A 21,555-nucleotide genomic window follows, 5' to 3' on the forward strand; every position below is an offset into this window, starting at 1 on the left:
GTGAGCTCGGCATGGGCGGCGTCGAGGCGGATCAGGGCCCGGCCATGATCCGCCGGACACCCCCTAGGTCAGGGCGCGCCCTGGCGGTAGGTTGGGGCGGTTGAGGTGGGGTGTCAGGGGAGCGGCGGGCATGACGGAGAACGCGCGGGTCAAGGCGCTGGAGCAGATCATGCCGGCGACGCACGGCGCCGACGAGGACGTCGACTGGCAGGCGGCCGAGGCCGTCTGGGGCACCCGTTTCCCCTCCGACTACGTCGCGTTCATGGGCCGTTTCGGCGCCGGGTCCATCAACGGCGAGGCCGGGATCCTGCTGCCCCTCCCGAAGCCAGGGCTCCAGTGGGAGCCCGCCGAGATGGCCGAGGAGACCGCCAACGCCCGGCAGGTCTGGGAGGCCGGCGGCGGCCGGGCCGCGTTCGACGTGGATCCGGAGTCGATCCTCGCCTGGGGCGTCACCGCCGGCGCCGACATCCTGTGCTGGCTCACCACCGACCCCGACCCGGACCGCTGGCCGGTCCTCGTCGCCGGGCGGCACACCGCCGACACCTTCGCGGTGTACCCGTACGGCATGGCCGAGTTCCTGCTGCGGATGTGCTCCGACGAGTTCGACGTGAGCCCCGTGAGCATCACCTTCTGGGACGGCGGCCACCTCAGCTTCGTGCACTGGCGCAAGGCCCAGCGCCGCTGGCAGGAGGGCCGCAACCCGGAGACGGGCGAGCCCGACCCGTACGCCGGCGAGTTCGCGGACTAGCAGGAGAGACCCGAGCGGCACCCCCACAGCCCGTTTCCGGAAGGAAACGGGCTTTTTTGGTGTGTCTACGCGCGTCCCATTCTCCCGGCCCATATTCGAAAACACAAACAGGAAAAAGCCTTTTTGGAGCATTGGACACAACTGCCCACCCGAGGGAAACAACTCCGCCGCCATCAGGAGAGAATTCCGGCCAGGACGGGCCACGGCGGGACACCCCAGCCCGGAGTAACTGATAAGTAATAACGGGACTCAAAAGAAAATCAGGGGTATCCACCCGTGCGACGAAGAATGTTCGGCGCGAGCGCCGCGGCCACCGTGTTCGGCCTGCTCATACCGCTGTCCGGCTGCGGATCTTCCGGCAGCGACGCAGGTGACAGCGGCACGCTGCGCCTGGTGGCCGCGGAATACGGCGACACCTCGGCCACCAGCTCCAAGGCTTTCTGGGACAAGGTGACGAAGGATTTCACCGCCGCCAACCCGGGCATCAAGGTCCAGGTGCAGCTCCTGCCCTGGGCCGACATCGACCGCGAGGTCTCCCGTATGGTCAAGGCCGGCAATGCGCCGGACATGGCCCTCATGGGTTCCTACTCGGACTTCGCGGCCGAAGGAAAGCTGTATTCCGCGGAAGAACTGCTCTCGATCACCGCCGAGGCGAACTTCCTCCAGCCGCTCGCCGAGGCCGGCTCCGTCGGCAACACCCTCTACGGCCTGCCGTTCGTGGCCTCCAGCCGTCTGCTGTTCTACAACGACACCCTGTTCCGGCAGGCCGGCGTCGCCACCGCCCCGAAGACCTGGTCGGACCTCACGGCCGCCGCCAAGGCGCTCAAGGAGAAGGGCGTGAAGTACCCGCTCGCCCTGCCGCTGGGTCCCGAGGAGGCGCACGCCGAGGCGATGATCTGGGAGCTCAGCAACGGCGGCGGGTACGCCGACAGCAGCGGCAACTACAGCCTGGCCTCCGACCAGAACATCGCGACCTTCCGCTGGATCAAGGACAAGCTGGTCACCCCGGGCCTCACGGGGCCGACCCCGCCGTCGCAGCTCAACCGCGCCGACGCCTTCGCCGCGTTCCTGCGGGGCGAGGTCGGCATGGTCAACGGTTACCCCTCGCTGCTGCACGAGGCCCGCGCCAAGGGCATCACCGTCAACGCCGTCCCCATGCCCGTCTCGGACAACCTGGGCTCGGGCGAGGTCCCGCCCACCGTGGGCGTGGCCGACTGGATGATGGCGTTCAAGCAGAACGGGAAGCGCGAGGAGATCGGCAAGTTCCTGGACTTCGTCTACCAGGACAAGAACCTGTCGGACTTCGCGGGCCGCTACCACCTGCTGCCCTCGACCGTCACGGCCTCCCGCACCCCCTCGGGCGGCGGTCTCGACCGCAACGACGAGCAGTTCCTGACCGCTCTGCGCGGTGCGCAGCTCTACCCGGTCAACGACCCGTCCTGGGTGACGGTCAGCGACACCATCAAGCGCAGCATCGGCCACGCCGTCGACCCGAACGGCGATGCCAAGGCCGTGCTGGAGGGCATCGCCGCGAAGGCGGGCGAGGCGGGCAGGAAGAAGAGCTGAGGAATGGCCGAGACGGGACCTCCGCCTCCCGTCGCACCCCGTTCCATACGGCAGAATGGCTTGCGGCACTTGATCCAAGAGCCGTGGCCCCGTCGCCCGACGAGCGCCCACAAGGTGCGCAGGGCGGCAGGCCTTCCCCCTCCCCGTGCGGCTACTTCCCGGCGCGCTCCGCCGCGAACGCCGTCCGGTACTGCTCGCAGCTCGAATCCCAGCGCAGCGTGCCGCCGACCTTCGCGTAGCCCGGGCGCTCCAGCGTCCACTCCACCGTGTACTCGCCGGTGTCACACGCGATCCGCTTGTTCCCCGCGACCTTCTGACGTCCCGTCGCGCCCTGCCCGGACAGCCTCTTGTCCACCTCCCCCACCACCGTGTGCCGCGCGTCGCGCAGCACGGCGTGCACCGTGATGGCGTGCTTGCCGTTCTTCGTGGTCAGGCCCTTGTTCACCAGCACGTCGGAGACCGTCCAGGCGAACTCGTACGAGGGTGACCAGGCCAGCGTGTTCGGGTCGCCGACCTTCCGTTCCCACTCCGGGGCGCCCTCGGGTCCGGGCCGGGTGACGGTCTTGTACTGCACGCCCGGGTGGAAGCGGACCTCTCCCTCCACCTTGTGCTTCTGGTCCTCGCTCCACGCCTTCCCGCTCCCGACCGGGTCCTGGGGGAGGTTCCCCTTGCCGTCGGCGGCGGTGGCGGCGGTCTGGCCGAGGGCGGGGGTGAGGGCCGCGACGGCGGCTGCGGCGGCGAGAACGGCGGTGCGGGTGCGCTTCATGCCGGGTCCAACGGGTCCCCGCGGCGGGCCGGAACGTCGTCGCGCGCGCGTTCACCCGTACGTGAGCGGGGCGCGCGGGCACAGGTGACAGATTCCGACCACGGCAGGCATATCAGCCGACCGGCTCTGGTTGTGTGGGCTACGAACGACCGAATGATCTACAGATGGTTACGGGGGATGTCATGAACGTGACGGTGAACGGCACGGTGGAGGCGGGCTGGGAGCCGGTCCGGCAGGCGTTCGAGGATTTCGTGGCCGCGGAACCCCACGCGCCGGAGGCCCAGCTGGCGGTGCGTCACCACGGCCGGACCGTGGTGGACCTGTGGGGCGGCGAGGAGACCGACGGGGACACCCTGAGCGGGGTCTTCTCCATCACCAAGGGCGCCGCGCACCTGGTGGTGGCGCTGCTGGTGCAGGAGGGCGTACTCGACCTGGACCGGCCGGTGGCGGCGTACTGGCCGGAGTTCACGGGGCACGGCAAGGAGCGGCTGACGGTGCGGCAACTGGTCGCGCACGGCTCCGGGCTGATCGCCGTGGACGAGTTCTCCTACGAGCTGATCGCGGACGACGCCCTGGTGGCGGCCGCGCTGGCCGGGCAGAAGCCGCACTGGGAGCCGGGGACGGCGTACGGCTATCACGCCTTCGTGATCGGCGCGCTGACCGGTGAGGTCGTGCGCCGGGTGACGGGCCGTTCGATCCAGGAGGTCTACGAGGAGCGGGTGCGGGCGCCGTACGGGCTGGACCTGTACATGGGGCTGCCGCAGGAGCTGGAGCCCCGCTGGAAGCCGGTGCTGGAGATGCTGCCGACGCCGGCGCAGCTGGAGGCGCTGGCGGCGGCCGGGCCGATGCCGGAGCTGATGCGCATCGCCTTCAACATGCACTGCGAGCCGCCGATGGACATGGTCGCGTACGCCAACCACCCGAAGGTGAAGGCCCTCGGCCCGGCCTCGGCGGGCGGCGTCGGCACGGCGCGCGGTGTGGCGGCGCTGTACGCGGCGGCGATCAGCGGGCTGGAGGACCGGCCCGCGCTGCTGAAGCCGGAGACGGTGGCGGAGGTCGCGCGGCTGCACACGCCGGGCCAGGACCAGGTGACCGTGGAGGCGGACCACTTCGGGCTGGGCTTCGAGACCCAGCCGCTGGTCGGGCCGGAGGCCTTCGGGCACTGCGGCGCGGCGGGCGCCAACGGGTTCGCGGACCCGGTGACGGGCATCGCGTACGGGTACACGCGCCGCCGCTTCGGCTTCCCGGGCGGGCTGGCCCCGGAGAACGGGCCTCTGACGGCGGCGGTGCTCAAGGTGGCGCGGGGGCTGTAGTCCCCCGGGCGCCCCGGGGTCAGGCCTGGCCGGTCTCGAAGCGGCTGATGCGGCCGTCGGAGACGGTGAACCGCCAGGCGGTGCGCATCTCGCCCCAGGTGTCGTTGCGGTAGTCGACGACGAGGTCCCGGCCGCCGTCGGCCTCCTTGGTGACGGACATGTGCCCCCGGGAGGCGAAGATCTCCCGGTCGGCCCAGTCGGCGAGGTCGCGGTCGGAGCCGTCGTCGGACATGGTCGCGCCGGGGGCCAGGACCGCTTCGAAGGCAGTGCGGTCCCCCGCGTTGACGGCGGTGACGAAGGCGCGGACGGTGGGGTCGCTCAGCTGGCTGACGGGGATCACGGGGGCCTCCTGGCCGGGTGCGTGCGTACGGGGCTGCGTGCGCGACCAGGGAACACCCCGGGCGGGGCCGGTGCGGCGACCCTCACCCTTTTGCCGCCGCGACGGCGTGTCAGGGTGCGGTGCGGACGGGGAAGCCGGTCGGCCGGCCCTGGTCCTTCAGCCAGGCCAGTACCTGGTCGAGGGCGGCGACGGTCTGGCTGCGGTCGCCGCCCCCGTCGTGGAAGAGGACGGTGGGGCCGTTGCCGATCTCGCGCTTGACGTTGGCGACGATGGCGGCGGTGCCGGGCTTGCCGAAGTCCTTGGTGTCGACGTTCCAGCCGAGCGGGCGCATCCCGGCGGCCGCGGCGATGCGCCGGCTGTCGGGGGTGAAGGCCCCGCCCGGGGCGCGGTAGTACTCCACCTTGACGCCGCCGCCCGCCGCCTCCTCGATCATCTTCTTCGCGTCGAGGATCTGGGACTCCTGGTAGGCGACGGGCTTCTTGGCCATGGTGGTGTCGTGGTCCATGGTGTGGTCGCAGAGCCGGTGGCCGGCCGCGACGACCTTCTTGACCAGGTCGGGGTGGGCCTTGGCCTGCGCGCCGATCATGCAGAAGACGGCCTTCGCGTCGTACGCGGCCAGGACGTCGAGGACCTGCGGGGTCCAGCGGGGGTCGGGGCCGTCGTCGATGGTGATGTTGACGGCGTTCCCGCCGGCTTCCGAGGCGTGGGCGATGCCCTCGGGCACGGCGGAGGAGGGCGAGGGGCTCGCGCTCGCGCCGCCCTGCTTCCCGTCGCCCTTCCCGTCGTTCGGGGTGGCGCTCTGACGTGACGCGTTCTCATGGCGGGGGTCGTGATGGTCCTCGCCCGTGGGGACCAGGACGGTGACCCCCCACACGGTGGCGGCGACGGCGGCGGCCGAGGCCGCGACGGCTATCCGGGCCCGGAGGCTGTGCTTCTGCGTGCGCGTCATGTGGATCAGGACGCCTTCGAACCTGAGAAGGTTCCTCTTAATTGCCCTATAAATTCCAGGTAATGAGGACTTTGGTCCTTTATGGCCACTGAGGGCACGGGCGTCCCTCAGGCCCCGGGAGACACAGGAAAGGCGGGTGGGGCCCGGGAAGTCCCGGGCCCCACCCGCCTCTTGGGCTACGACCGGATCAGTGCGCCAGCGAGTCCGCCGGGGAGGCCGCGGCCTTGGCGCCGGCGCCGCCGGCCGGGGCCGGGCCCGCGCCCCGCAGCGGGACCTCCTTGACGAACCAGGCGAGCGCGAAGCCCAGTACGGCGATCGCCGCGCCGAGCAGGAACGCCGAGTGCGTACCGGCGGCCACCGCGTGCTGGTAGGCGTCGCGGACGGCCTCGGGCAGCTTGGCCAGGCTGGCCGCGTCGAGCTGGGCCGAGCCGGCGGCCTGGGCGGCCTGCGGGCCCAGGCGCTCCGCCATGGTGTCGGTGACCCGGGAGGTGAACAGGGAGCCCATCAGGGCCACGCCGAAGGAGCCGCCGAGCGTGCGGAAGAGGGTGGCCGAGGAGGAGGCGACGCCCATGTCCTTCATGTCCACGCTGTTCTGCGCGACCAGCATCGTGATCTGCATCAGGAAGCCGAGGCCGGCGCCGAGGACGGCCATGTACAGGCCGGAGACCAGGCGGGTGGTGCCGGTGTCCATGGTGGCGAGCAGGAAGAGTCCGGCGACCATGAGGGCGCCGCCGACGATCGGGAAGACCTTGTACTTGCCGGTGCTGGTGGTGATGCGGCCCGCGATGAGCGAGACGACCATCATCGAGAGCAGCATCGGCAGGAGCAGCAGGCCCGAGTTGGTGGCGGAGGCGCCCTGCACCGCCTGCTGGAAGAGCGGGAGGTAGAGCACGCCGCCGAACATCGCGAAGCCGACGAGGAAGCCGATGACGGACATCAGGGTGAAGTTGCGGCTGCGGAAGATGTGCAGCGGCATGACCGGCTCGGCGGCCTTGGTCTCGGCGTAGAGGAAGGCGGCGATGGCGAGGACGCCGGCCACGATCAGGCCGATGATCTCCCCGGAGCCCCAGGCGTACTCGGTGCCGCCCCAGGTGGTCACGAGGACGGTCGAGGTGATGGCGACGGTCAGCAGGGCGGCGCCCAGGTAGTCGATCTTGCCCTTGGCCTTCTTCTTGGGCAGGTGCAGCACCGCGCTCACCATCGCGAGGGCGACGGCGCCGAGCGGGAGGTTGATGTAGAAGGACCAGCGCCAGCCCATGTGGTCGGTGATGGTGCCGCCGACCAGCGGGCCGCCGATCATGGCGAGGGCCATCACGCCGGCCATCATGCCCTGGTACTTGCCGCGCTCGCGGGGCGGGATCAGGTCGCCGATGATCGCCATGACGCCGACCATCAGACCGCCGGCGCCGAGGCCCTGGATGGCGCGGAAGCCGATCAGCTGGCCCATGTCCTGGGCCATGCCGCTGAGGGCGGAGCCGATGAGGAAGATGACGATCGAGGTGAGGAAGGAGCCCTTCCGCCCGTACATGTCGCCGACCTTGCCCCAGATGGGCGTGGACGCGGCGGTGGCCAGGGTGTAGGCGGTGACCACCCAGGAGAGGTGTTCGAGGCCGCCGAGCTCGCCGACGATGGTCGGCATCGCGGTGCCGATGATCATGTTGTCGAGCATGGCGAGCAGCATGGCGATCATGAGCGCCATGAGGACGACACGAACGCTGCGCGGCTTCACCCCCTCCGGACTCCCGGCCTGCTTCACTGCGTCGCTCATGTCCACTCCCCGTGACACCGATCTGTTCATTCCCCTGCGCGGACACTTACTTGCCGCCCGGCTAGTTCACTACACTGGGGAAGGTAGACCCGTCACTAGCCGGGCGTCAAGTAAGTTCGTGGGGAGACACATGTCCAGCAGCTCCAGCGGCACAGGACCGCAGGCCAAGCGCGGGAACACCCGCCAGCGCATCCAGGACGTCGCGCTGGAGCTGTTCGCCGAGCAGGGGTACGAGAAGACCTCGCTGCGCGAGATCGCGGAGCGGCTGGAGGTCACGAAGGCCGCCCTCTACTACCACTTCAAGACCAAGGAAGACATCATCATCAGCGTCTTCGAGGACCGGACGCGGTCCATCGACGAGCTGATCGTCTGGGCCCAGGAGCAGCCGAGGACGCTGGAGACCAAGCGCGAGGTGCTGCGCCGCTACAGCGAGGCGATGGTCGCGGGCACGCAGCTGTACCGCTTCATGCACGAGAACCAGGCGACGATGCGGGACCTGAGCATCGGGGAGATCGTCAAGCAGCGGATCTTCGCCCTGGTGGAGCTGCTGCGCACGGAGGACGGGCCGCTGGCCGACCAGGTGCGCTGTGTGAGCGCCCTGTTCACCCTGCACGCGGGGATGATGTTCCTCCAGCACGTGGAGGGCGGCGACCCGGAGGCGACCCGGCTGGCGGCCCTGGAGGTCGCCACGGACCTGATCACCCGCGCCCACGGCGGGGAGTAGCCCCGCCCGGGCCCCCCGCTACCGGCCGGCGCTCGCGAGGAACTCGGTGAGGACGGCGGCGTAGAGCTCGGGGTGGGTGGCCTGGGGGACGTGTCCGGCGCCCTCCAGGGTCCGCACCCGGGCCTGCGCCAGGGCGGCGGCGAGCCGGTCGGTGATCACCGGGAACCAGGGCGGGCTCTCGGTGCCCCGGGTCAGCAGCACCGGGCCGGTGTAGCCGGCCAGGCGGGTGAGGTCCAGGTGGGACCAGCCGGGGTCGGCCTGCTCGTCGGCGAAGGTGGGGGCGTTGACCAGGAAGGTCTCCCGGACGGGCCCGGGGAGCCGCTCCCAGCTGCCGGGGCCGAAGGCCACCTCGTCCACGAAGCGCCGGGCGGCCGCCTCGGCGTCGACGGCGCGCAGGTCCGCGAGGACCCGTTCGATGGCGTCCTGGGTGCCGCGCATCAGCGGTCCGAGCTCCGGGTCCCCGGCCACGACGCCCAGCAGCGGGGGCTCGTGGGCGGCGACGCTGCGGAAGAGCTCGGGGCGGCGGGCGGCCAGGCCGAGCGCGGTGGCCCCGCCGAAGGAGTTCCCGGCGACGTGGGCCGGGGCGAGGCCGAGGTGCTCGATGAGCGCCGCGAGGTCGTCCTCGTCCTGCGTCCGGCTGCCCGGGCCGGGCGGGCTCTCGCTGGCGCTGTGGCCTCGGCGGTCGTAGACCACGACGCGGTGCCCGCTGGCGGCGAGGAGGGGGACGGCGGCGTCCCAGCTGTGGTGGTCCACCCACGACCCGTGCACCAGGACCAGCGGCTCGCCGGTCTCCTCGCCCGTGACCTCGTAGAAGAGACCGACGCCGCCCACCCGAGCCCGTGCCATGCCCTGTCTCCTCCGCGTCCGTCCCGCCGGGCGGTGTCCGGCGGCCCACGCAGACACATACCGCGGCCCCGGACGGACAACCGCGCGGCCCGCGGGCTCACACGTCCGGACGGCCCACGACTCCCCCGGGCGGGGGATACGCGGGCCGGGGCCGGGCGGGTACCGGCGCGTCGGGCGGGCGGCGGATCGGGGGGCCGGTAGTCGAAGGGGGTGCACGCTCGACGGCGAGGCTCCGGGGCCGCGAGGCCGCGAGGCCGCGAGGCTCCCTGGAGGACCCGATGACGGCGTTGGACCCCGCACCCCCGCCGGAGGTGGCGGCACGGACCGGGCGGCGGGTCCGGCAGGGCTCGGCGGTCCTGCGCTGGCTGTCGACCACCGACCACAAGGTGATCGGCAACCTCTACCTGGTGACGGCCTTCGGCTTCTTCCTCTTCGCCGGCGTGCTCGCCCTCGCGATGCGGGCCGAACTGGCCCGGCCGGGGCTCCAGATCGTCTCGAACCAGCAGTACAACGAGCTGTTCACGGTCCACGCCACGATCATGATGCTGCTGTTCGCGACGCCGACCTTCACCGGTTTCGCCAACGCGGTCATGCCGCTGCAGATCGGGGCGCCCGACGTCGCCTTCCCCCGGATGAACGCCTTCACCTACTGGGTCTACCTGTTCGGCGGCCTGATGGTGGTCTCGGGGTTCCTGACCTCCGACGGCGCGGCGGCCTTCGGCTGGTTCGCGTACGCGCCGCTCAACGGCGCCGTGTACTCCCCCGGGACGGGCCCCGACCTGTGGGCGATGGGGCTGGCCGTGGCGGGTCTGAGCACCATCCTCGGCGCGGTCAACTTCATCACCACCATCGTCTGCCTGCGCGCGCCCGGCATGACCCTGTTCCGGATGCCGATCTTCACGTGGAACGTGCTCTTCACGTCCATCCTGGCGCTGCTCGCGTTCCCCGTGTTCACCGCCGCCCTGCTGGCGCTGGAGGCCGACCGCAAGTTCGGCGCGCACGTCTTCGACGCGGCGAACGGCGGCGCGCTGCTGTGGCAGCACCTGTTCTGGTTCTTCGGGCATCCCGAGGTCTACATCGTGGCCCTGCCGTTCTTCGGCGTGGTCAGCGAGATCCTGCCCGTCTTCAGCCGCAAGCCCATGTTCGGCTACGTATCCCTGATCGGGGCGACCATCGCCATCACCGGCCTGTCCGCGACGGTGTGGGCGCACCACATGTTCGCGACGGGCGCCGTCCTGCTGCCGTTCTTCTCCCTGCTGTCCTTCCTGATCGCCGTGCCGACGGGGGTGAAGTTCTTCAACTGGATCGGCACGATGTGGAACGGCTCGCTCTCCTTCGAGACGCCGATGCTGTGGTCCGTCGGCTTCCTCGTCACGTTCCTGCTGGGCGGCCTCACCGGGGTGCTGATCGCCTCGCCGCCACTGGACTTCCACCTGACCGACAGCTACTTCGTCGTCGCCCACCTGCACTACGTCCTCTTCGGCACGATCGTGTTCGCCACCTTCGGCGGGCTCTACTTCTGGTGGCCCAAGCTGACCGGCCGGATGCTGGACGAGCGGCTGGGCCGGCTGCACTTCTGGACCCTGTTCCCCGGCTTCCAGCTGACCTTCCTGGTCCAGCACTGGCTGGGCGAGCAGGGCATGCCGCGCCGGTACGCCGACTACCTGGCGACCGACGGGTTCACCCTCCTCAACCTGCTCTCCTCGATCGGCGCCTTCCTGCTGGGGGTGTCCACGCTGCCGTTCCTCTACAACGTCTGGAAGACGCAGCGCGGGGGCGCGCGGGTGACGGTCGACGACCCCTGGGGCTGGGGCCGTTCCCTGGAATGGGCGACCAGCTGCCCGCCGCCCCGCCACAACTTCCACGCCCTGCCGCGGATCCGCTCGGAGTCCCCGGCCTTCGACCTGCACCACCCGGAGGTGCCCCGTGAAGGGTGAGGCCTGGCTGTTCACCGGAACGGCCCTGTTCTTCGGGGCCACCACCGTCGTCTACCGCTGGTTCTCCACCGACCCGGCGGGCAGCTCCGCGCTGTGCGTGTCCTTCATCATGTCGAGCCTGGTCTCCGCCTTCCTGTGGCGCCAGCACCGGCGGGGCGGGGAGCGGCCCGAGGACCGCGGGACCGCCGAGGTGCGGGAGGCCTCCGGCCGGCGGGTCTTCTTCCCCGACCGCAGCTACTTCCCCGTCCTGACGGCCGCCGGCGCGGCGCTGATCGGGCTGGGGGTGGTGCAGGGGCTGTGGCTGCTGCTGATCGGCTTCGGGGTGCTGGCGCCGGGGGTGCTCGGCTTCGCCTTCCAGAACCTCGACCACCCGGAGTAGGGCTACGGGGTGTCCGGCGGCCGGCGGTCGGGGCCGGCCGTCACCGCCGCGATCTCCTCGCGCTGCTCGGGGGTCACCGGGTACGGGACGCCGTCGCGGTAGTACCAGGAGCTGACGGCCGCCCGGATCCGCTTGAGCAGCCGGCGCGGCAGGGAGCGGGTCGGGTCGCGGTCGTCCTCCAGCGGCCGCGGTTGCAGCCCCACGAGCATCACGTACCGCTCGGCGGCCGGCAGGGCCCGGTGCTCGGGGTGGAAGCCGCCCTCGACGCCCTGCTGCACCAGGCCCGTCTCCTCGCCCTCGGTCAGCAGCTGCCGCTCCCGGTCCTGCAGGGCCAGGCACAGCCGCCTGGTCAGCCAGAAGACCGCCGCCGGCACCGCGAAGAACGCGGCCCGCAGGGTCCAGGTCAGCTCCGGCAGGGGCACGGCGAAGACGAACGCGAGGATGTCCTGGGCCCCGGCCAGCAGCAGGACGGCGTACCAGGAGAGGGCCGCCGCGCCCAGCCCCGTACGGACGGGCCGGTCGCGGGGGCGGTCGCACAGGTGCCGCTCGCCGCGGTCGCCGGTGATCCAGCGTTCGAAGAAGGGGTAGGCGTACAGCGCGGTGAAGAGCGCGCCGGGCAGCAGGACGGCCGCCACGAAGGGGTTCCACATCACCGTGTGCCCCCACAGCCGGGTCTCGGTCCCGGGCATCAGCCGCAGGGAGCCCTCCAGGAAGCCGATGTACCAGTCGGGCTGGGAGCCGGTGGAGACCAGGTCGGGGCGGTAGGGGCCGTACACCCAGACGGGGTTGATCTGCGCGACGGCGGCGAGGGCGGCGAGCACGCCGAAGACGGTGAGGAACAGCCCGCCCGACTTGGCCAGGTACTGCGGGAAGAAGGGCAGGCCGACGGCGTTGCGGCCGGTGCGGCCGGGCCCGGGCCAGTGGGTGTGCTTGAGGTGGAAGACCAGCAGCAGGTGCACGGTGATCAGGCCGAGCAGCAGGCCCGGGACCAGCAGGATGTGCACGGGGTACAGGCGGGGGACGATGTCGCTGCCGGGGAACTCCCCGCCGAAGGCGAAGAACGCGAGGTAGGTGCCGACGACCGGGACCGACGCCATCACGCCCTGGGCGATGCGCAGCCCGGTGCCGGACAGCAGGTCGTCGGGGAGGGAGTAGCCGGCGAAGCCCTCCAGGGTCGCCAGCATGAACAGGGTGACCCCGATGGTCCAGTTGAGCTCGCGGGGGCGGCGGAAGGCCCCGGTGAGGAAGATGCGCATCAGGTGCGCGCCGATGGCGGCGAGGAAGACGATCGCCGCCCAGTGGTGGATCTGCCGGATGAGCAGCCCGCCGCGGACGTCGAAGCTGATGCGGAGGGTGGAGAGGTAGGCCTGCGACATGCGCACGCCGCGCAGCGGCTCGTACGAGCCGGCGTACGCGCTCTCGCGCATCGAGGGGTCGAAGAAGAAGGACAGGTAGACCCCGGTCAGGAGCAGCACGACGAAGCTGTAGAGGGCGAGCTCGCCGAGCAGGAACGACCAGTGGTCGGGGAACACCTTGCGCAGCGTGCCCCGGGCGAGCTCGGCCAGCGGCAGCCGCGCGTCCAGGGCCTCGGCACCGCGCACCACCGCCCGTGTCTTCCGCTTGGAACCCGGCACCGGCGTGCCCTTCCTGTCGTCGGGCGCGTACGCCGGACCACGCTACCGAACCAGGTCAGGGTGGGGCAGAACAGACACGATGGCCATCGGGGTGCGGGAACCTCCGGCCCCCGCCCCTCAAGCGGAGTGCAGCGCGGTGTGGGCGACGATGGCCAGCTGGATGCGGTTGCGGGTGCCGGTCTTGTGGCGCAGGCGGCGCAGGTAGGTGTCGACGGTGTGCGGGCTGAGCGCCATGTGGCGGGCGATGGCCCGGTCGGTGGCCCCCTGTGCGAGATGGCCCAGGAGTTCCTGTTCGCGGGCCGTGAAGACGGGCGGGGGTCCGGGGTCGGGTGCGGGGTGGGCGGTCACGGCCGGCCTCCGGGTGCTGGACGGGTGGCTCATCAGACGGTCCGGCCGTCGCTCGGGGGCAGCGGACCCCAGCCGTTGCCGGTTCCGCCGCCGGAGCAGCTCCAGAGCTGACCGTCCCTCAGACTGCCGGCCGCCTGAAGGAGGGCGATCGCCTCGGGGGTGTACCGCTGCCGCAGCTCCTCGGGCGAGATCCAGCGGCAGCTCGTCGTACCGCCGCTCGGGTCGGCGGGCGGGGTGGTGCCGGCGTGGGCCGTGGCCGGGACGGCCGCGGCGAGCAGGGCCGCGGTCAGGGCGGTGAGGGCGAGGCGCTTCAGCTTCACAAGGGACTCCGTTGGTCAGTCGGGTCGGTCGTCGGCCGGCCGTCGGGTCGGCCGTCGGGCCGACAGGAGTCCCCGGGAGCCGGGGGAACGGCCGGCGCCCGGGGACACGCCCAGCATCACCGGCGCCGAACCCCGGGACCACGCGTTCCGCCCCTCACTAAAGTTACGTGGCAGTAAGAGGAGCGGGGGACGAAGTGGACGAAGGACGCATTCCTGGGCGGATACCCGGCTTGACGGTCTTCGAGGAGACGGATCGGGCGGTCTACCAGTGGCTGGCCGAGCACCGCCGCGTCGATGCCGTGGCCGTGGCCGTGGCCGAGGACCTCGGGCTGGACCCGGCGGACACGGTGGCCTCGCTGGAGCGCCTGGTCGCGGCCCGGCTCGTCCACACCGACCCGGAGGAGCCCGGCACCGGTTACGCCGTGGCCCCCGAGGTCGCGGCCGCCCAACTGGCGGCCCCGGTCGAGGAGGAGATCCGCTCCCGCCAGTACGAGCTCTTCCGGATGCGCCGGCAGCTCCAGCAGTTCACCTCCGCCTACCGGCACGGGGTGCAGGCGGCGGGCGGCGCGCTGGAGGTCGTCTCCGGGATGCAGACGGTGCGCACCCTCATGACGCGGGCCGCCGCGGCCTGCCGGAGCGAGGTCTTCACCTGCCAGCCCGCCGGCGGCTTCCGCACCCCCGACACCCTGCTCGACACGCTGGAGCGCGACCGGCCCCTGCTGGAGCGGGGCATCCGGCTGCGGGTCCTGCACCCGCACACCTCCCGCTTCCACGCCCCCACCCAGGCCTACGTCGCCGCCGCCTCGGCCCTGGGGGCCGAGCACCGTACGGCGCACGAGCTGTTCGGCCGGCTCGTCGTGTACGACCGGGAGACGGCCTTCCTTCCGCTGAGCGACGGCAGTTGGGGTGCGGTGGTGATCCGCGAGCCGCACACCGTCGCCTACCTGTGCGAGCTGTTCGAGCACTCCTGGGAGCAGGCCACGGTGTTCGCGGACGCCGCCAGCCAGGGCCTGGAGCAGGTCGCCCGCGAGATCGACCAGACCATCCTGCGGCTGCTCGGCGCGGGCCTGAAGGACGAGGCCATCGCCCGCCGCCTGGGCATGTCCCTGCGCACGGCCCGGCGCCACATCGCCGACATCATGGACGGCCTCGGCGCCGAAAGCCGCTTCCAGGCGGGCGCGGCCGCCGCACGGGCGGGACTCCTCACCGGCGACTGCTGATCGCCGATCCGCCGCCCGGCGCGGCGGAGCCCCGGGAGGCGTGAATCCGGGACCGGGGGTCCGGGGCCGCGGGTACGGGGCCGGTTTGTCGCGGATTTCCCCGCGGCCGCGCGCGGCGCAGGATTCTGTCCGTCACCCCGAGCCGGCCGCACTGGAGGCCCTCCTCCCGCCGGCCCTGGCCCGCCGGCTCGGCCGCCCCGTCACCGTCCATCCCATGGAGGACGGCGGCGCCGCCCGTACCGCACACGACCTGCTGGTCTGCCAGCTCGGCGGATCCAGCACCTGGCACATCGCCCCGCCGGCCGGGGCGGCACTGACCCTGCGCCTCCAGGCAGGGTCGGTCCTGCACGCCCCGGCCGGCTCCGTCTGCACGCCCCGCCACGGCTCCCGGTCCCGGGTCCTGCCGCTGGCCCTCGGGGACCGAAGAAACGAACGAGAAGAGGAAGACCCATGAGCAGGACGAGGACCGGATTCAGGACCGCCGTCATCGCGACGGCCCTCGCGGGCGCGGTGATGGCGTCCGCCCCCTACGCCCTGGCGGCGGACCCTGCTCCGGGGACGCCGGGAGCCGCGGCCGGCGTGACCGGGAAACTGCGGACCGGCCCGACGAGCACCCAGCGCGCCGCGGGCGCCGGGGATGTCCTCGGTACGGTCATCTCGGGCATCGACCGGATCTTCGCGTCGTTCCAGCAGTCCAACCAGTACAAGTCGTTCGTCAACGCGATGCTGGACGAGGTCGACCAGGACACCAACTACAAGTACAACATCGTCGTCGTCTACATGAAGCACGACTTCGGCGCGGAGAACATCAATACCGGCCGGCTGCGGGGCGGTCCGGGTGTGAACAACACCCCCTTCTTCCGCACGGGTTCCATCAACCAGTACTCCTACGGCGTCTTCATCTTCGACCAGGGCGACGCGAACTTCCAGGACACCATGTCCTGGTACGGGGGAGAGAAGATCACGTCCTACACCTCGTCGAACGGTGGTATCCACGGCAACGCGACGGGCGTCGGATCCGGCTCCACGACCCGGCTCAGGTTCGACAGGCGGAACTCCGCCCCCACGGGCGGTGACTCCATGCTCTCCGCCGGCCAGACCCTGTCGAAGGGCCAGCAGCTCCGTTCCAGCAACGGCCACACCCTCTCCATGCAGGACGACGGCAACCTCGTCGAGTACTCCAACGACGGCCGGGTCCTCCACGCGAGCGACACGGTCGGCCGGGGCGACCACCTGACCATGCAGTGGGACGGCAACCTCGTGCTGTACACCGCCAACAACATCCCGCTGTGGTCCACCGGCACCCCGAACAACCCGAGCGCCTGGGTCCAGCTCCAGGACGACGGCAACCTCGTGCTCCACCGGTCCGACAACTCGGTCCTGTGGGCCATCACCCCGAACGGCTGGCCCCAGACCTCCAACCCGGACATGGGGTCCCACGGCGCGAACAACAACGGCAGCCGCGGCAACCACCCCGACGGCTCCTGGATCACGATGGTCAACCAGGGGTCCGGGCGGGCGATCGACGACGCCGGCGGCGGCACGGCCGACGGCAACAGGGTCCAGGCGTGGGCACAGCACAGCCCCAATGAGCCCTCCCAGGGCTGGCGCCTGGACCTGAAGGAGAAGACCTCCGACGGAGTGCCGACTTACGCCTTCACCAACCGCGTCAAGGACGGCCAGGTACTGAACCTGTCCGGCACCGACAACCGGACCACCCAGCTCTACCACTACGACGCCACCAACAACAGCAAGTGGATCTTCGTCGCCAAGGGTGACGGCTGGTACGAGATCTACTCGGCGAACAAGCGCAACGACTGCCTGACCGACAACGGCCACGGCAACCAGGTCACCGTGGAACCCTGCACGGGACGCGCCGAGCAGCGCTGGGGCACCTACCTCTACTGACCGGCACCCGCCCGACGGAGGCTGGGGGGGCTCAGCCCCGCAGCCTCCGCTCGGATTCCTCGATCGGGACGTCGTTGATGCTGGCCTCGCGCCGGCGCATCAGGCCGTCGTCGTCGAACTCCCACTGCTCGTTGCCGTGGCTGCGCCACCACTGGCCGGCGGCGTCGTGCCACTCGTACTCGAAGCGGACCGAGATGCGGTTGCCGGTGTGGGCCCAGAGCTCCTTGCGGAGGCGGTAGTCGAGTTCGCGCCGCCACTTCTCGGTGAGGAAGGCGCGGATCTCGGCGCGGCCGGTGAGGAAGCGGTCGCGGTTGCGCCAGACGGAGTCCTCGCTGTAGGCGAGCGCGACGCGTTCGGGGTCGCGGGTGTTCCAGGCGTCCTCGGCGGCCTGCACCTTGGCGCGGGCGGTCTCTTCGGTGAACGGCGGTACGAACACGGCCACTTCCTCTCACTCCCACAACTGGAGAACGTTCGTTCTCACGGTAGAGAACGAACGTTCTCAGGGCAAGCGATTCTGAACTACCCTTCACGGCATGGACGATGAAGAGGCCCGCAGCCGTCTCCTGGACGCCGCGGAGGCGCTGTTCTACGCCGAGGGCATCCAGGCCGTCGGGATGGACCGCATCCGCGCCGAGTCGGGGGTCCCGCTCAAGCGGCTCTACCGGCTCTTCCCCGCGAAGGACGCCCTGGTCGCCGCCTACCTGGAGCGCCGCGACCGCCGCTGGATCGCCGGCCTGCGGGAGGCGGTGACCGCCGCCCCGGTGCCCGCGCTCGCGGTCTTCGACTGGCTGGCGGACTGGTTCTCGGAGCCGGACTTCCGCGGCTGCGCCTTCCTGAACGCGTACGGGGAGCTGGGCGCGGGCCCCGCCGCCGTCCTGGACGTCGTACGCCGCCACAAGACGGAACTCCGCGCCCTGCTGACGGGGATCTCCCCGGCGCCAGAGCTCGCGGAGCAGCTGCTGATCCTGGTCGAGGGGGCGACGGTGGTGGCCGCCCTCGACCCCGGCCCGGCCCCGGCCCTCCGGGCACGGGCGGCGGCGGAACAGCTCCTGAGGGCCGGGGGCCACACGAACGGGTGAGCGACCGCGCGGCCGGGGCGGCTGTCGGCCCGCAGCGCCAGCCTGAGGGAAGGCACACAGCGTGACGAGACACCGACGCCGCCCGGAGGGCCACGGTGACAGCCATGATCGAGCGACCTCTGCCCATAGAGACCGTCGGGGGGGGAACCGACCTTCGAGGACGTACTGCGCACGGTCGAGGAAATGGACACGCCAGACGGCTACAAGGCCGAGCTCATCCGGGGGAAGATCATCGTGACGCCGTGGTCGAAGTTCTACTGCTTCCCACCCATGGAATCCCTGCAAGAACAGCTCAAGGCGCACTCTCCGGAAGGGCACGTCGCGACCTTCGCACCGTTCTTGTTCAGCTTCCCCTCCGCCGGCCGCGCCTACGGGCCGGACGTCTTCGTCGTCGACAGGGCCGCCTTCCTGGGGAAGGAGCGACATGGGAACGCTGAGGACCTGTCCCTCGTCGCCGAATTCACATCCAGCTCCACCAAGGACGTGGACTGGCAGGAAAAGCTGCGCGTTTACGGGGAGCTGGTGCCCGTCTACCTCGTGGTCGACATGCCGGCCGAGGAGATCACCTGCTTCTCCGACCCCTCACCCCAGGGCTAGCGGGCCCACAAAACGGTCCCCTTCGGCACCCCCCTGCCGGTACCCGCACCCTTCGACTTCGAGATCGATACGACGGCGCTCAAGACGGCCTGACCCGGCGCGGACTGCCGCTCAGCTGCCGAAGAGCACTTCGCGCCAGACCCAGCCGGCCTCCAGGACCGCCCGCTGAAGGGGGTCCGTCATGTCGCGCGAGTCGTAGCGGAAGGTCTCGACCAGGCGCCGGCGCCCATCGGGGCCCTTCCGGAACTGCCACTGCCGGGCGACCCTGCGGCCTGCCCCACGACCGTACTGCTTGCTCCCGCCCTCGTACGACACCCTCCCCCACTGCTCCGTGATCACTTCGACCTCACGGCGCGCCGGAAGCAGCCGCATCCGCACCTTGACGGTGAGCTCCAGTTCCGGGATCCGCTGTTCCGCCACCACGTCGGCCCTCTCCTTGGGAGAGCCCTGACGGAGACGGAACGGGGCGTCCGGTCCCCCCGACGCGAACAGGGCCTCCCGGAGCTCGGCGGCAGGCACGGCCCTGACCCCTTCAGCGGGGTGCTTGGTGCCCATGAACCTGTCCCACAGCCGCCCCACGGTCAGCCCTCCGCCCCGGTCCGCGCGCGCACCGTGCGCACGAAGTCCTCAAAGTCTCCCAGGACTTCTTCGTGCTGGGCGCTGGTGGCCGTCAGAGCGCGTGGCGGTGGGTCACCACCACCTGGCTGGCGAAATCCAGTATCCGCGCTGCCGACGCATCCGCGAGTTCCGTCGCCGTCACCTCTCCCCGGGGATACCGCTGTGGCCCTGGCGCCCCCGTAGAGGTAGGCACTGCGCTCGGCCGGGGTGAGCCTGGCGTGGTCGAAGGCGACACGGCCCTCGCCGGAGACCGTCATCCCGGCGGCCACCGCGTCGTCGCGGGCGCTCTCCAGCTTGGCCTTGAGGTCGGTGAGCTGCTCGTGGGCACCGCGCAACAGGCTCGCGATCGCCTTGGCCTGCTTCTGCGCGGCAGCGTACTCGTACCGTGTCGCCGTGAACTTCGTCCGGGCCACACCGGCGCTCACACCCGACCAGTTGTCACCCATCGTGATCGTCTGCACGGTCTCGCCGTAGCGGCTCTCGACCTTCTGCAGTTCGCCCGCCATGGACTCCCACTTGGCCGCCGCCGACACCAGCAGGCCGAAATTCGTGGTCATGCCGCTGTTGTCCCGATCGTCGTCGAACGTTCGAATGAGTGGGCGGGAGGGGTTTCAGGCCAGCGGGGCGGTTGTCAGTTCCAGGACCTGGGCCGGGCCCGCGCGGAAGGACGGGCTGGCGGCGTCGGCCTCGATCATGTGGGGGGTGGCGTCGTGCGCGGCCAGGGCCGCCTTCGACGTCCACTCCTCGATCAGGACGAAGCGGTCGGGGTCGTCCGCGACCCGGTGGAGGTCGTAGCGCAGGCACCCCTCCTCCGCGCGGACCAGCGGCGCGAGGCGCTCGTACGCCTCCGCCTGCTCCCGGCCGCGGCCGGGGAGGGTGGTGATCAGGACGACCAGTTTCACGGGCTCTGACATGCGGCGCAGCCTATGCGCGCAAGATCGGCTTCGGCAGGGCGATTTCGCGCTGTGAGATGGTGGAGGGCGTGAACCTGGAGGATCTCGTCCGGCTGCGCCGGGCCCGTGACGCGATGGACCGCGACTACGCCAAGCCGCTGGACGTCCCGGCCCTGGCCCGGATCGCCCTCATGTCGGCCGGCCACTTCTCCCGCAGCTTCCGCGCCGCCTACGGCGAGACCCCGTACGGCTACCTCATGACCCGCCGGATCGAACGGGCCAAGGCCCTGCTGCGGCGCGGCGACCTGTCGGTGACGGAGGTCTGCTTCGAGGTCGGGTGCACCTCGCTGGGGTCGTTCAGCTCCCGTTTCACCGAGCTGGTCGGCGAGAGCCCGAGCGCCTACCGGGCCCGCGACCACGGCGACGGCGCCGCCATCCCCGCCTGCATCGCCAAGATCCACACGCGGCCGGTCAGGAACGGAGAAGCCAAACCCGACCCCCGCGCGTAGCGTCGGAGCCATGGAAATCAAGCTCTCGCAGTGCTTCATCGCCGTCGACGACCACGACAAGGCCATCCCCTTCTACCGGGACGTCCTGGGCCTGGAGGTCCGCAACGACGTCGGGTACGAGAACATGCGCTGGGTCACCGTCGGCTCCCCCTCCCAGCCGGACGTGGAGATCGTCCTGGAGCCGCCGCTCGCCGACCCGAACGCCGCCCCCGCCGACCGCCAGGCCGTCGCCGAACTGCTGGCCAAGGGCCTCCTGCGCGGGGTCATCTTCACCACCGACGACGTCGACGCCACCTTCGAGCGGATCCGCGCGGCGGGCGCCGACGTCCTCCAGGAGCCGATGGACCAGCCGTACGGCGTACGCGACTGCGCCTTCCGCGACCCGGCCGGGAACATGCTGCGCTTCAACCAGCCCCGCAAGGCCTGACGGCCGCGCACGGCGTACACGCAGGCCGTCAGGGCCGGCTGAGGCGGCTCTGCAGGTCCGGGGGCAGCGGGTAGACCCGTTCGGCGGGCAGCAGCCGCTGCGCCTTGGCGGCCTGCCCGCCCTGGACGAGGGCGGCGGCCTTGCGGACCTGCGGGGTGAGGTCGGTGATGCCGGTGATCCATTCGTCGGTGAAGGTGCGGATGAGGTGGCGGCCGATGCCGACCTGGATGCTGTAGTGGTTCAGCGCCGCCCCGCGTGCGGAGCGTTCGGGGTCCCACTGGACGTGTACGGCCGCGCCGGCACGGGCGGCCGGGTCGCCGGTGGTGAGCACGGCCTGCGACAGGGCCTCCTCCCACCCCGCCCGGCTGATCCGCACGGCGAGGACGCGTTCCTGGCCGGGCTTGCGGGCCCAGTTGCTGCGGTGCATCAGCCAGAGGAAGGACGGCTTGATCCACGTCATCCGCCGGAAGGAGAACGGCGCGACGAAGCGGCCCGCGCGGAGGGCGGCGTCGGCGATGGCGGGGGCGTAGGCCTGGTAGACGACGATGCCGTGGGCGTCGTAGTCCGCCCTGATCTGATACTGCGATGCCATGCCCGGAGTATCGGATCCGGCCCGCCGGTGCCGCGACCGGGTTTCAAAGGGGAAGCGTGGCCCGGGCACGGCTT

26 protein-coding genes are annotated in these 21,555 nt (G+C 71.2%); 13 read left to right on the forward strand and 13 right to left on the reverse strand.

Annotation, left to right across the window (positions count from 1 at the left end; all coding sequences use genetic code 11):
* The first annotated feature begins 130 nt into the window (after positions 1–130).
* Together AB0F18_RS10710 and AB0F18_RS10715 are read left to right on the forward strand one after the other, a co-directional pair.
* Positions 131–748, forward strand: a complete 618-nt coding sequence (locus AB0F18_RS10710; protein ID WP_362057350.1) for an SMI1/KNR4 family protein — start codon at positions 131–133, stop codon at positions 746–748.
* Between the two features lie 288 nt (positions 749–1,036).
* Positions 1,037–2,314, forward strand: a complete 1,278-nt coding sequence (locus AB0F18_RS10715) for an extracellular solute-binding protein (RefSeq protein ID WP_362057594.1) — start codon at positions 1,037–1,039, stop codon at positions 2,312–2,314.
* A gap of 151 nt (positions 2,315–2,465) precedes the next feature.
* Here the strand turns inward: AB0F18_RS10715 and AB0F18_RS10720 are convergent, their stop codons facing one another.
* A complete protein-coding gene (locus tag AB0F18_RS10720; protein ID WP_362057353.1) occupies positions 2,466–3,080 on the reverse strand; it encodes a hypothetical protein in 615 nt (204 codons plus the stop codon).
* A gap of 182 nt (positions 3,081–3,262) precedes the next feature.
* Here AB0F18_RS10720 and AB0F18_RS10725 point away from each other — a divergent pair, with 182 nt between their 5' ends.
* Positions 3,263–4,393, forward strand: coding sequence for a serine hydrolase domain-containing protein (locus AB0F18_RS10725; protein WP_362057355.1), 1,131 nt, complete (start codon positions 3,263–3,265; stop codon positions 4,391–4,393).
* Positions 4,394–4,412: 19 nt separating this feature from the next.
* On the opposite strand, the gene AB0F18_RS10730 is transcribed toward AB0F18_RS10725, so the two are convergent.
* From AB0F18_RS10730 to AB0F18_RS10740, 3 genes are all read right to left on the reverse strand, one after another.
* The gene (locus AB0F18_RS10730; RefSeq protein WP_362057357.1) at positions 4,413–4,733 is read right to left on the reverse strand and encodes a nuclear transport factor 2 family protein; all 321 of its coding nucleotides are present in this window, start codon (positions 4,731–4,733) and stop codon (positions 4,413–4,415) included.
* Positions 4,734–4,842: 109 nt separating this feature from the next.
* Complete coding sequence (locus tag AB0F18_RS10735; protein WP_362057360.1) at positions 4,843–5,682, reverse strand: polysaccharide deacetylase family protein; 840 nt, start codon at positions 5,680–5,682, stop codon at positions 4,843–4,845.
* Between the two features lie 187 nt (positions 5,683–5,869).
* Complete coding sequence (locus tag AB0F18_RS10740) at positions 5,870–7,450, reverse strand: MDR family MFS transporter (RefSeq protein WP_362057363.1); 1,581 nt, start codon at positions 7,448–7,450, stop codon at positions 5,870–5,872.
* Between the two features lie 130 nt (positions 7,451–7,580).
* Here AB0F18_RS10740 and AB0F18_RS10745 point away from each other — a divergent pair, with 130 nt between their 5' ends.
* Positions 7,581–8,174 carry a TetR/AcrR family transcriptional regulator gene (locus AB0F18_RS10745; protein ID WP_362057366.1) on the forward strand — a complete coding sequence of 198 codons (594 nt, stop codon included), beginning with the start codon at positions 7,581–7,583 and terminating at the stop codon, positions 8,172–8,174.
* A gap of 18 nt (positions 8,175–8,192) precedes the next feature.
* Here AB0F18_RS10745 and AB0F18_RS10750 read toward each other — a convergent pair whose 3' ends face one another.
* Positions 8,193–9,020, reverse strand: coding sequence for an alpha/beta hydrolase (locus tag AB0F18_RS10750; protein ID WP_362057369.1), 828 nt, complete (start codon positions 9,018–9,020; stop codon positions 8,193–8,195).
* Positions 9,021–9,298: 278 nt separating this feature from the next.
* Here AB0F18_RS10750 and ctaD point away from each other — a divergent pair, with 278 nt between their 5' ends.
* The gene (ctaD, locus tag AB0F18_RS10755; protein ID WP_362057372.1) at positions 9,299–10,957 is read left to right on the forward strand and encodes a cytochrome c oxidase subunit I; all 1,659 of its coding nucleotides are present in this window, start codon (positions 9,299–9,301) and stop codon (positions 10,955–10,957) included.
* Positions 10,947–11,336, forward strand: a complete 390-nt coding sequence (locus tag AB0F18_RS10760) for a cytochrome c oxidase subunit 4 (RefSeq protein WP_362057375.1) — start codon at positions 10,947–10,949, stop codon at positions 11,334–11,336. The genes ctaD and AB0F18_RS10760 overlap by 11 nt, the downstream gene beginning before the upstream one ends.
* A gap of 2 nt (positions 11,337–11,338) precedes the next feature.
* Here AB0F18_RS10760 and AB0F18_RS10765 read toward each other — a convergent pair whose 3' ends face one another.
* The 3 genes from AB0F18_RS10765 to AB0F18_RS10775 form a co-directional block, all read right to left on the reverse strand.
* Entirely contained in the window at positions 11,339–12,970 is a 1,632-nt protein-coding gene (locus tag AB0F18_RS10765) for a ubiquinol-cytochrome c reductase cytochrome b subunit (RefSeq protein WP_362057378.1), read from the reverse strand.
* Between the two features lie 117 nt (positions 12,971–13,087).
* Positions 13,088–13,318, reverse strand: a complete 231-nt coding sequence (locus AB0F18_RS10770; protein WP_362057381.1) for a helix-turn-helix transcriptional regulator — start codon at positions 13,316–13,318, stop codon at positions 13,088–13,090.
* A 32-nt stretch (positions 13,319–13,350) separates the two neighbouring features.
* Positions 13,351–13,638: a hypothetical protein gene (locus AB0F18_RS10775; protein WP_362057384.1), complete on the reverse strand. Its 288-nt coding sequence runs from the start codon at positions 13,636–13,638 to the stop codon at positions 13,351–13,353.
* A gap of 230 nt (positions 13,639–13,868) precedes the next feature.
* Between AB0F18_RS10775 and AB0F18_RS10780 the strand changes: the two genes are divergently transcribed.
* The 3 genes from AB0F18_RS10780 (at position 13,869) to AB0F18_RS10790 (ending at position 16,766) form a co-directional block, all read left to right on the forward strand.
* Positions 13,869–14,858, forward strand: coding sequence for a helix-turn-helix transcriptional regulator (locus AB0F18_RS10780; protein WP_362057387.1), 990 nt, complete (start codon positions 13,869–13,871; stop codon positions 14,856–14,858).
* A gap of 85 nt (positions 14,859–14,943) precedes the next feature.
* Positions 14,944–15,312, forward strand: a complete 369-nt coding sequence (locus AB0F18_RS10785; RefSeq protein ID WP_362057390.1) for a hypothetical protein — start codon at positions 14,944–14,946, stop codon at positions 15,310–15,312.
* Positions 15,309–16,766, forward strand: coding sequence for an RICIN domain-containing protein (locus AB0F18_RS10790; RefSeq protein ID WP_362057392.1), 1,458 nt, complete (start codon positions 15,309–15,311; stop codon positions 16,764–16,766). Before AB0F18_RS10785 ends, AB0F18_RS10790 begins: the two co-directional genes overlap by 4 nt.
* A gap of 31 nt (positions 16,767–16,797) precedes the next feature.
* Here AB0F18_RS10790 and AB0F18_RS10795 read toward each other — a convergent pair whose 3' ends face one another.
* Complete coding sequence (locus tag AB0F18_RS10795; protein ID WP_362057395.1) at positions 16,798–17,202, reverse strand: nuclear transport factor 2 family protein; 405 nt, start codon at positions 17,200–17,202, stop codon at positions 16,798–16,800.
* 97 nt (positions 17,203–17,299) lie between these two features.
* Here AB0F18_RS10795 and AB0F18_RS10800 point away from each other — a divergent pair, with 97 nt between their 5' ends.
* On the forward strand, positions 17,300–17,845 hold the full coding sequence (locus tag AB0F18_RS10800; RefSeq protein WP_362057398.1) for a helix-turn-helix domain-containing protein: 546 nt from the start codon (positions 17,300–17,302) through the stop codon (positions 17,843–17,845).
* 183 nt (positions 17,846–18,028) lie between these two features.
* Positions 18,029–18,442, forward strand: a complete 414-nt coding sequence (locus AB0F18_RS10805; protein WP_362057401.1) for a Uma2 family endonuclease — start codon at positions 18,029–18,031, stop codon at positions 18,440–18,442.
* Between the two features lie 111 nt (positions 18,443–18,553).
* Here the strand turns inward: AB0F18_RS10805 and AB0F18_RS10810 are convergent, their stop codons facing one another.
* The 3 genes from AB0F18_RS10810 to AB0F18_RS10820 all read right to left on the reverse strand — a co-directional run bounded on the left by AB0F18_RS10810 (position 18,554) and on the right by AB0F18_RS10820 (position 19,974).
* Complete coding sequence (locus AB0F18_RS10810) at positions 18,554–18,865, reverse strand: hypothetical protein (protein ID WP_362057404.1); 312 nt, start codon at positions 18,863–18,865, stop codon at positions 18,554–18,556.
* 158 nt (positions 18,866–19,023) lie between these two features.
* A complete protein-coding gene (locus tag AB0F18_RS10815; protein ID WP_362057407.1) occupies positions 19,024–19,617 on the reverse strand; it encodes a hypothetical protein in 594 nt (197 codons plus the stop codon).
* A 54-nt stretch (positions 19,618–19,671) separates the two neighbouring features.
* A complete protein-coding gene (locus tag AB0F18_RS10820) occupies positions 19,672–19,974 on the reverse strand; it encodes a putative quinol monooxygenase (protein ID WP_362057410.1) in 303 nt (100 codons plus the stop codon).
* 68 nt (positions 19,975–20,042) lie between these two features.
* Here AB0F18_RS10820 and AB0F18_RS10825 point away from each other — a divergent pair, with 68 nt between their 5' ends.
* On the forward strand, positions 20,043–20,462 hold the full coding sequence (locus AB0F18_RS10825; protein WP_362057413.1) for a helix-turn-helix transcriptional regulator: 420 nt from the start codon (positions 20,043–20,045) through the stop codon (positions 20,460–20,462).
* Positions 20,463–20,472: 10 nt separating this feature from the next.
* Entirely contained in the window at positions 20,473–20,889 is a 417-nt protein-coding gene (locus AB0F18_RS10830) for a VOC family protein (RefSeq protein ID WP_362057416.1), read from the forward strand.
* Positions 20,890–20,917: 28 nt separating this feature from the next.
* Here the strand turns inward: AB0F18_RS10830 and AB0F18_RS10835 are convergent, their stop codons facing one another.
* A complete protein-coding gene (locus tag AB0F18_RS10835) occupies positions 20,918–21,481 on the reverse strand; it encodes a DUF4291 domain-containing protein (RefSeq protein WP_362057419.1) in 564 nt (187 codons plus the stop codon).
* Positions 21,482–21,555 lie beyond the last annotated feature (74 nt).

The sequence above is a fragment of the Streptomyces sp. NPDC029216 genome, assembly GCF_040648015.1.
Classification (GTDB): domain Bacteria; phylum Actinomycetota; class Actinomycetes; order Streptomycetales; family Streptomycetaceae; genus Streptomyces.

What these genes read in the sequence shown, in the direction of transcription:
- AB0F18_RS10710 (WP_362057350.1), top strand. Translation starts at nt 131, where the DNA reads ATGACGGAGAACGCGCGGGTCAAGGCGCTGGAGCAGATCATGCCGGCG.
- AB0F18_RS10715 (WP_362057594.1), top strand. Translation starts at nt 1,037, where the DNA reads ATGTTCGGCGCGAGCGCCGCGGCCACCGTGTTCGGCCTGCTCATACCG.
- AB0F18_RS10720 (WP_362057353.1), bottom strand. Translation starts at nt 3,080, where the DNA reads ATGAAGCGCACCCGCACCGCCGTTCTCGCCGCCGCAGCCGCCGTCGCG.
- AB0F18_RS10725 (WP_362057355.1), top strand. Translation starts at nt 3,263, where the DNA reads ATGAACGTGACGGTGAACGGCACGGTGGAGGCGGGCTGGGAGCCGGTC.
- AB0F18_RS10735 (WP_362057360.1), bottom strand. Translation starts at nt 5,682, where the DNA reads ATGACGCGCACGCAGAAGCACAGCCTCCGGGCCCGGATAGCCGTCGCG.
- AB0F18_RS10740 (WP_362057363.1), bottom strand. Translation starts at nt 7,450, where the DNA reads ATGAGCGACGCAGTGAAGCAGGCCGGGAGTCCGGAGGGGGTGAAGCCG.
- AB0F18_RS10745 (WP_362057366.1), top strand. Translation starts at nt 7,581, where the DNA reads ATGTCCAGCAGCTCCAGCGGCACAGGACCGCAGGCCAAGCGCGGGAAC.
- AB0F18_RS10750 (WP_362057369.1), bottom strand. Translation starts at nt 9,020, where the DNA reads ATGGCACGGGCTCGGGTGGGCGGCGTCGGTCTCTTCTACGAGGTCACG.
- ctaD (WP_362057372.1), top strand. Translation starts at nt 9,299, where the DNA reads ATGACGGCGTTGGACCCCGCACCCCCGCCGGAGGTGGCGGCACGGACC.
- AB0F18_RS10790 (WP_362057392.1), top strand. Translation starts at nt 15,309, where the DNA reads ATGAGCAGGACGAGGACCGGATTCAGGACCGCCGTCATCGCGACGGCC.
- AB0F18_RS10800 (WP_362057398.1), top strand. Translation starts at nt 17,300, where the DNA reads ATGGACGATGAAGAGGCCCGCAGCCGTCTCCTGGACGCCGCGGAGGCG.
- AB0F18_RS10805 (WP_362057401.1), top strand. Translation starts at nt 18,029, where the DNA reads ATGGACACGCCAGACGGCTACAAGGCCGAGCTCATCCGGGGGAAGATC.
- AB0F18_RS10815 (WP_362057407.1), bottom strand. Translation starts at nt 19,617, where the DNA reads ATGACCACGAATTTCGGCCTGCTGGTGTCGGCGGCGGCCAAGTGGGAG.
- AB0F18_RS10820 (WP_362057410.1), bottom strand. Translation starts at nt 19,974, where the DNA reads ATGTCAGAGCCCGTGAAACTGGTCGTCCTGATCACCACCCTCCCCGGC.
- AB0F18_RS10830 (WP_362057416.1), top strand. Translation starts at nt 20,473, where the DNA reads ATGGAAATCAAGCTCTCGCAGTGCTTCATCGCCGTCGACGACCACGAC.
- AB0F18_RS10835 (WP_362057419.1), bottom strand. Translation starts at nt 21,481, where the DNA reads ATGGCATCGCAGTATCAGATCAGGGCGGACTACGACGCCCACGGCATC.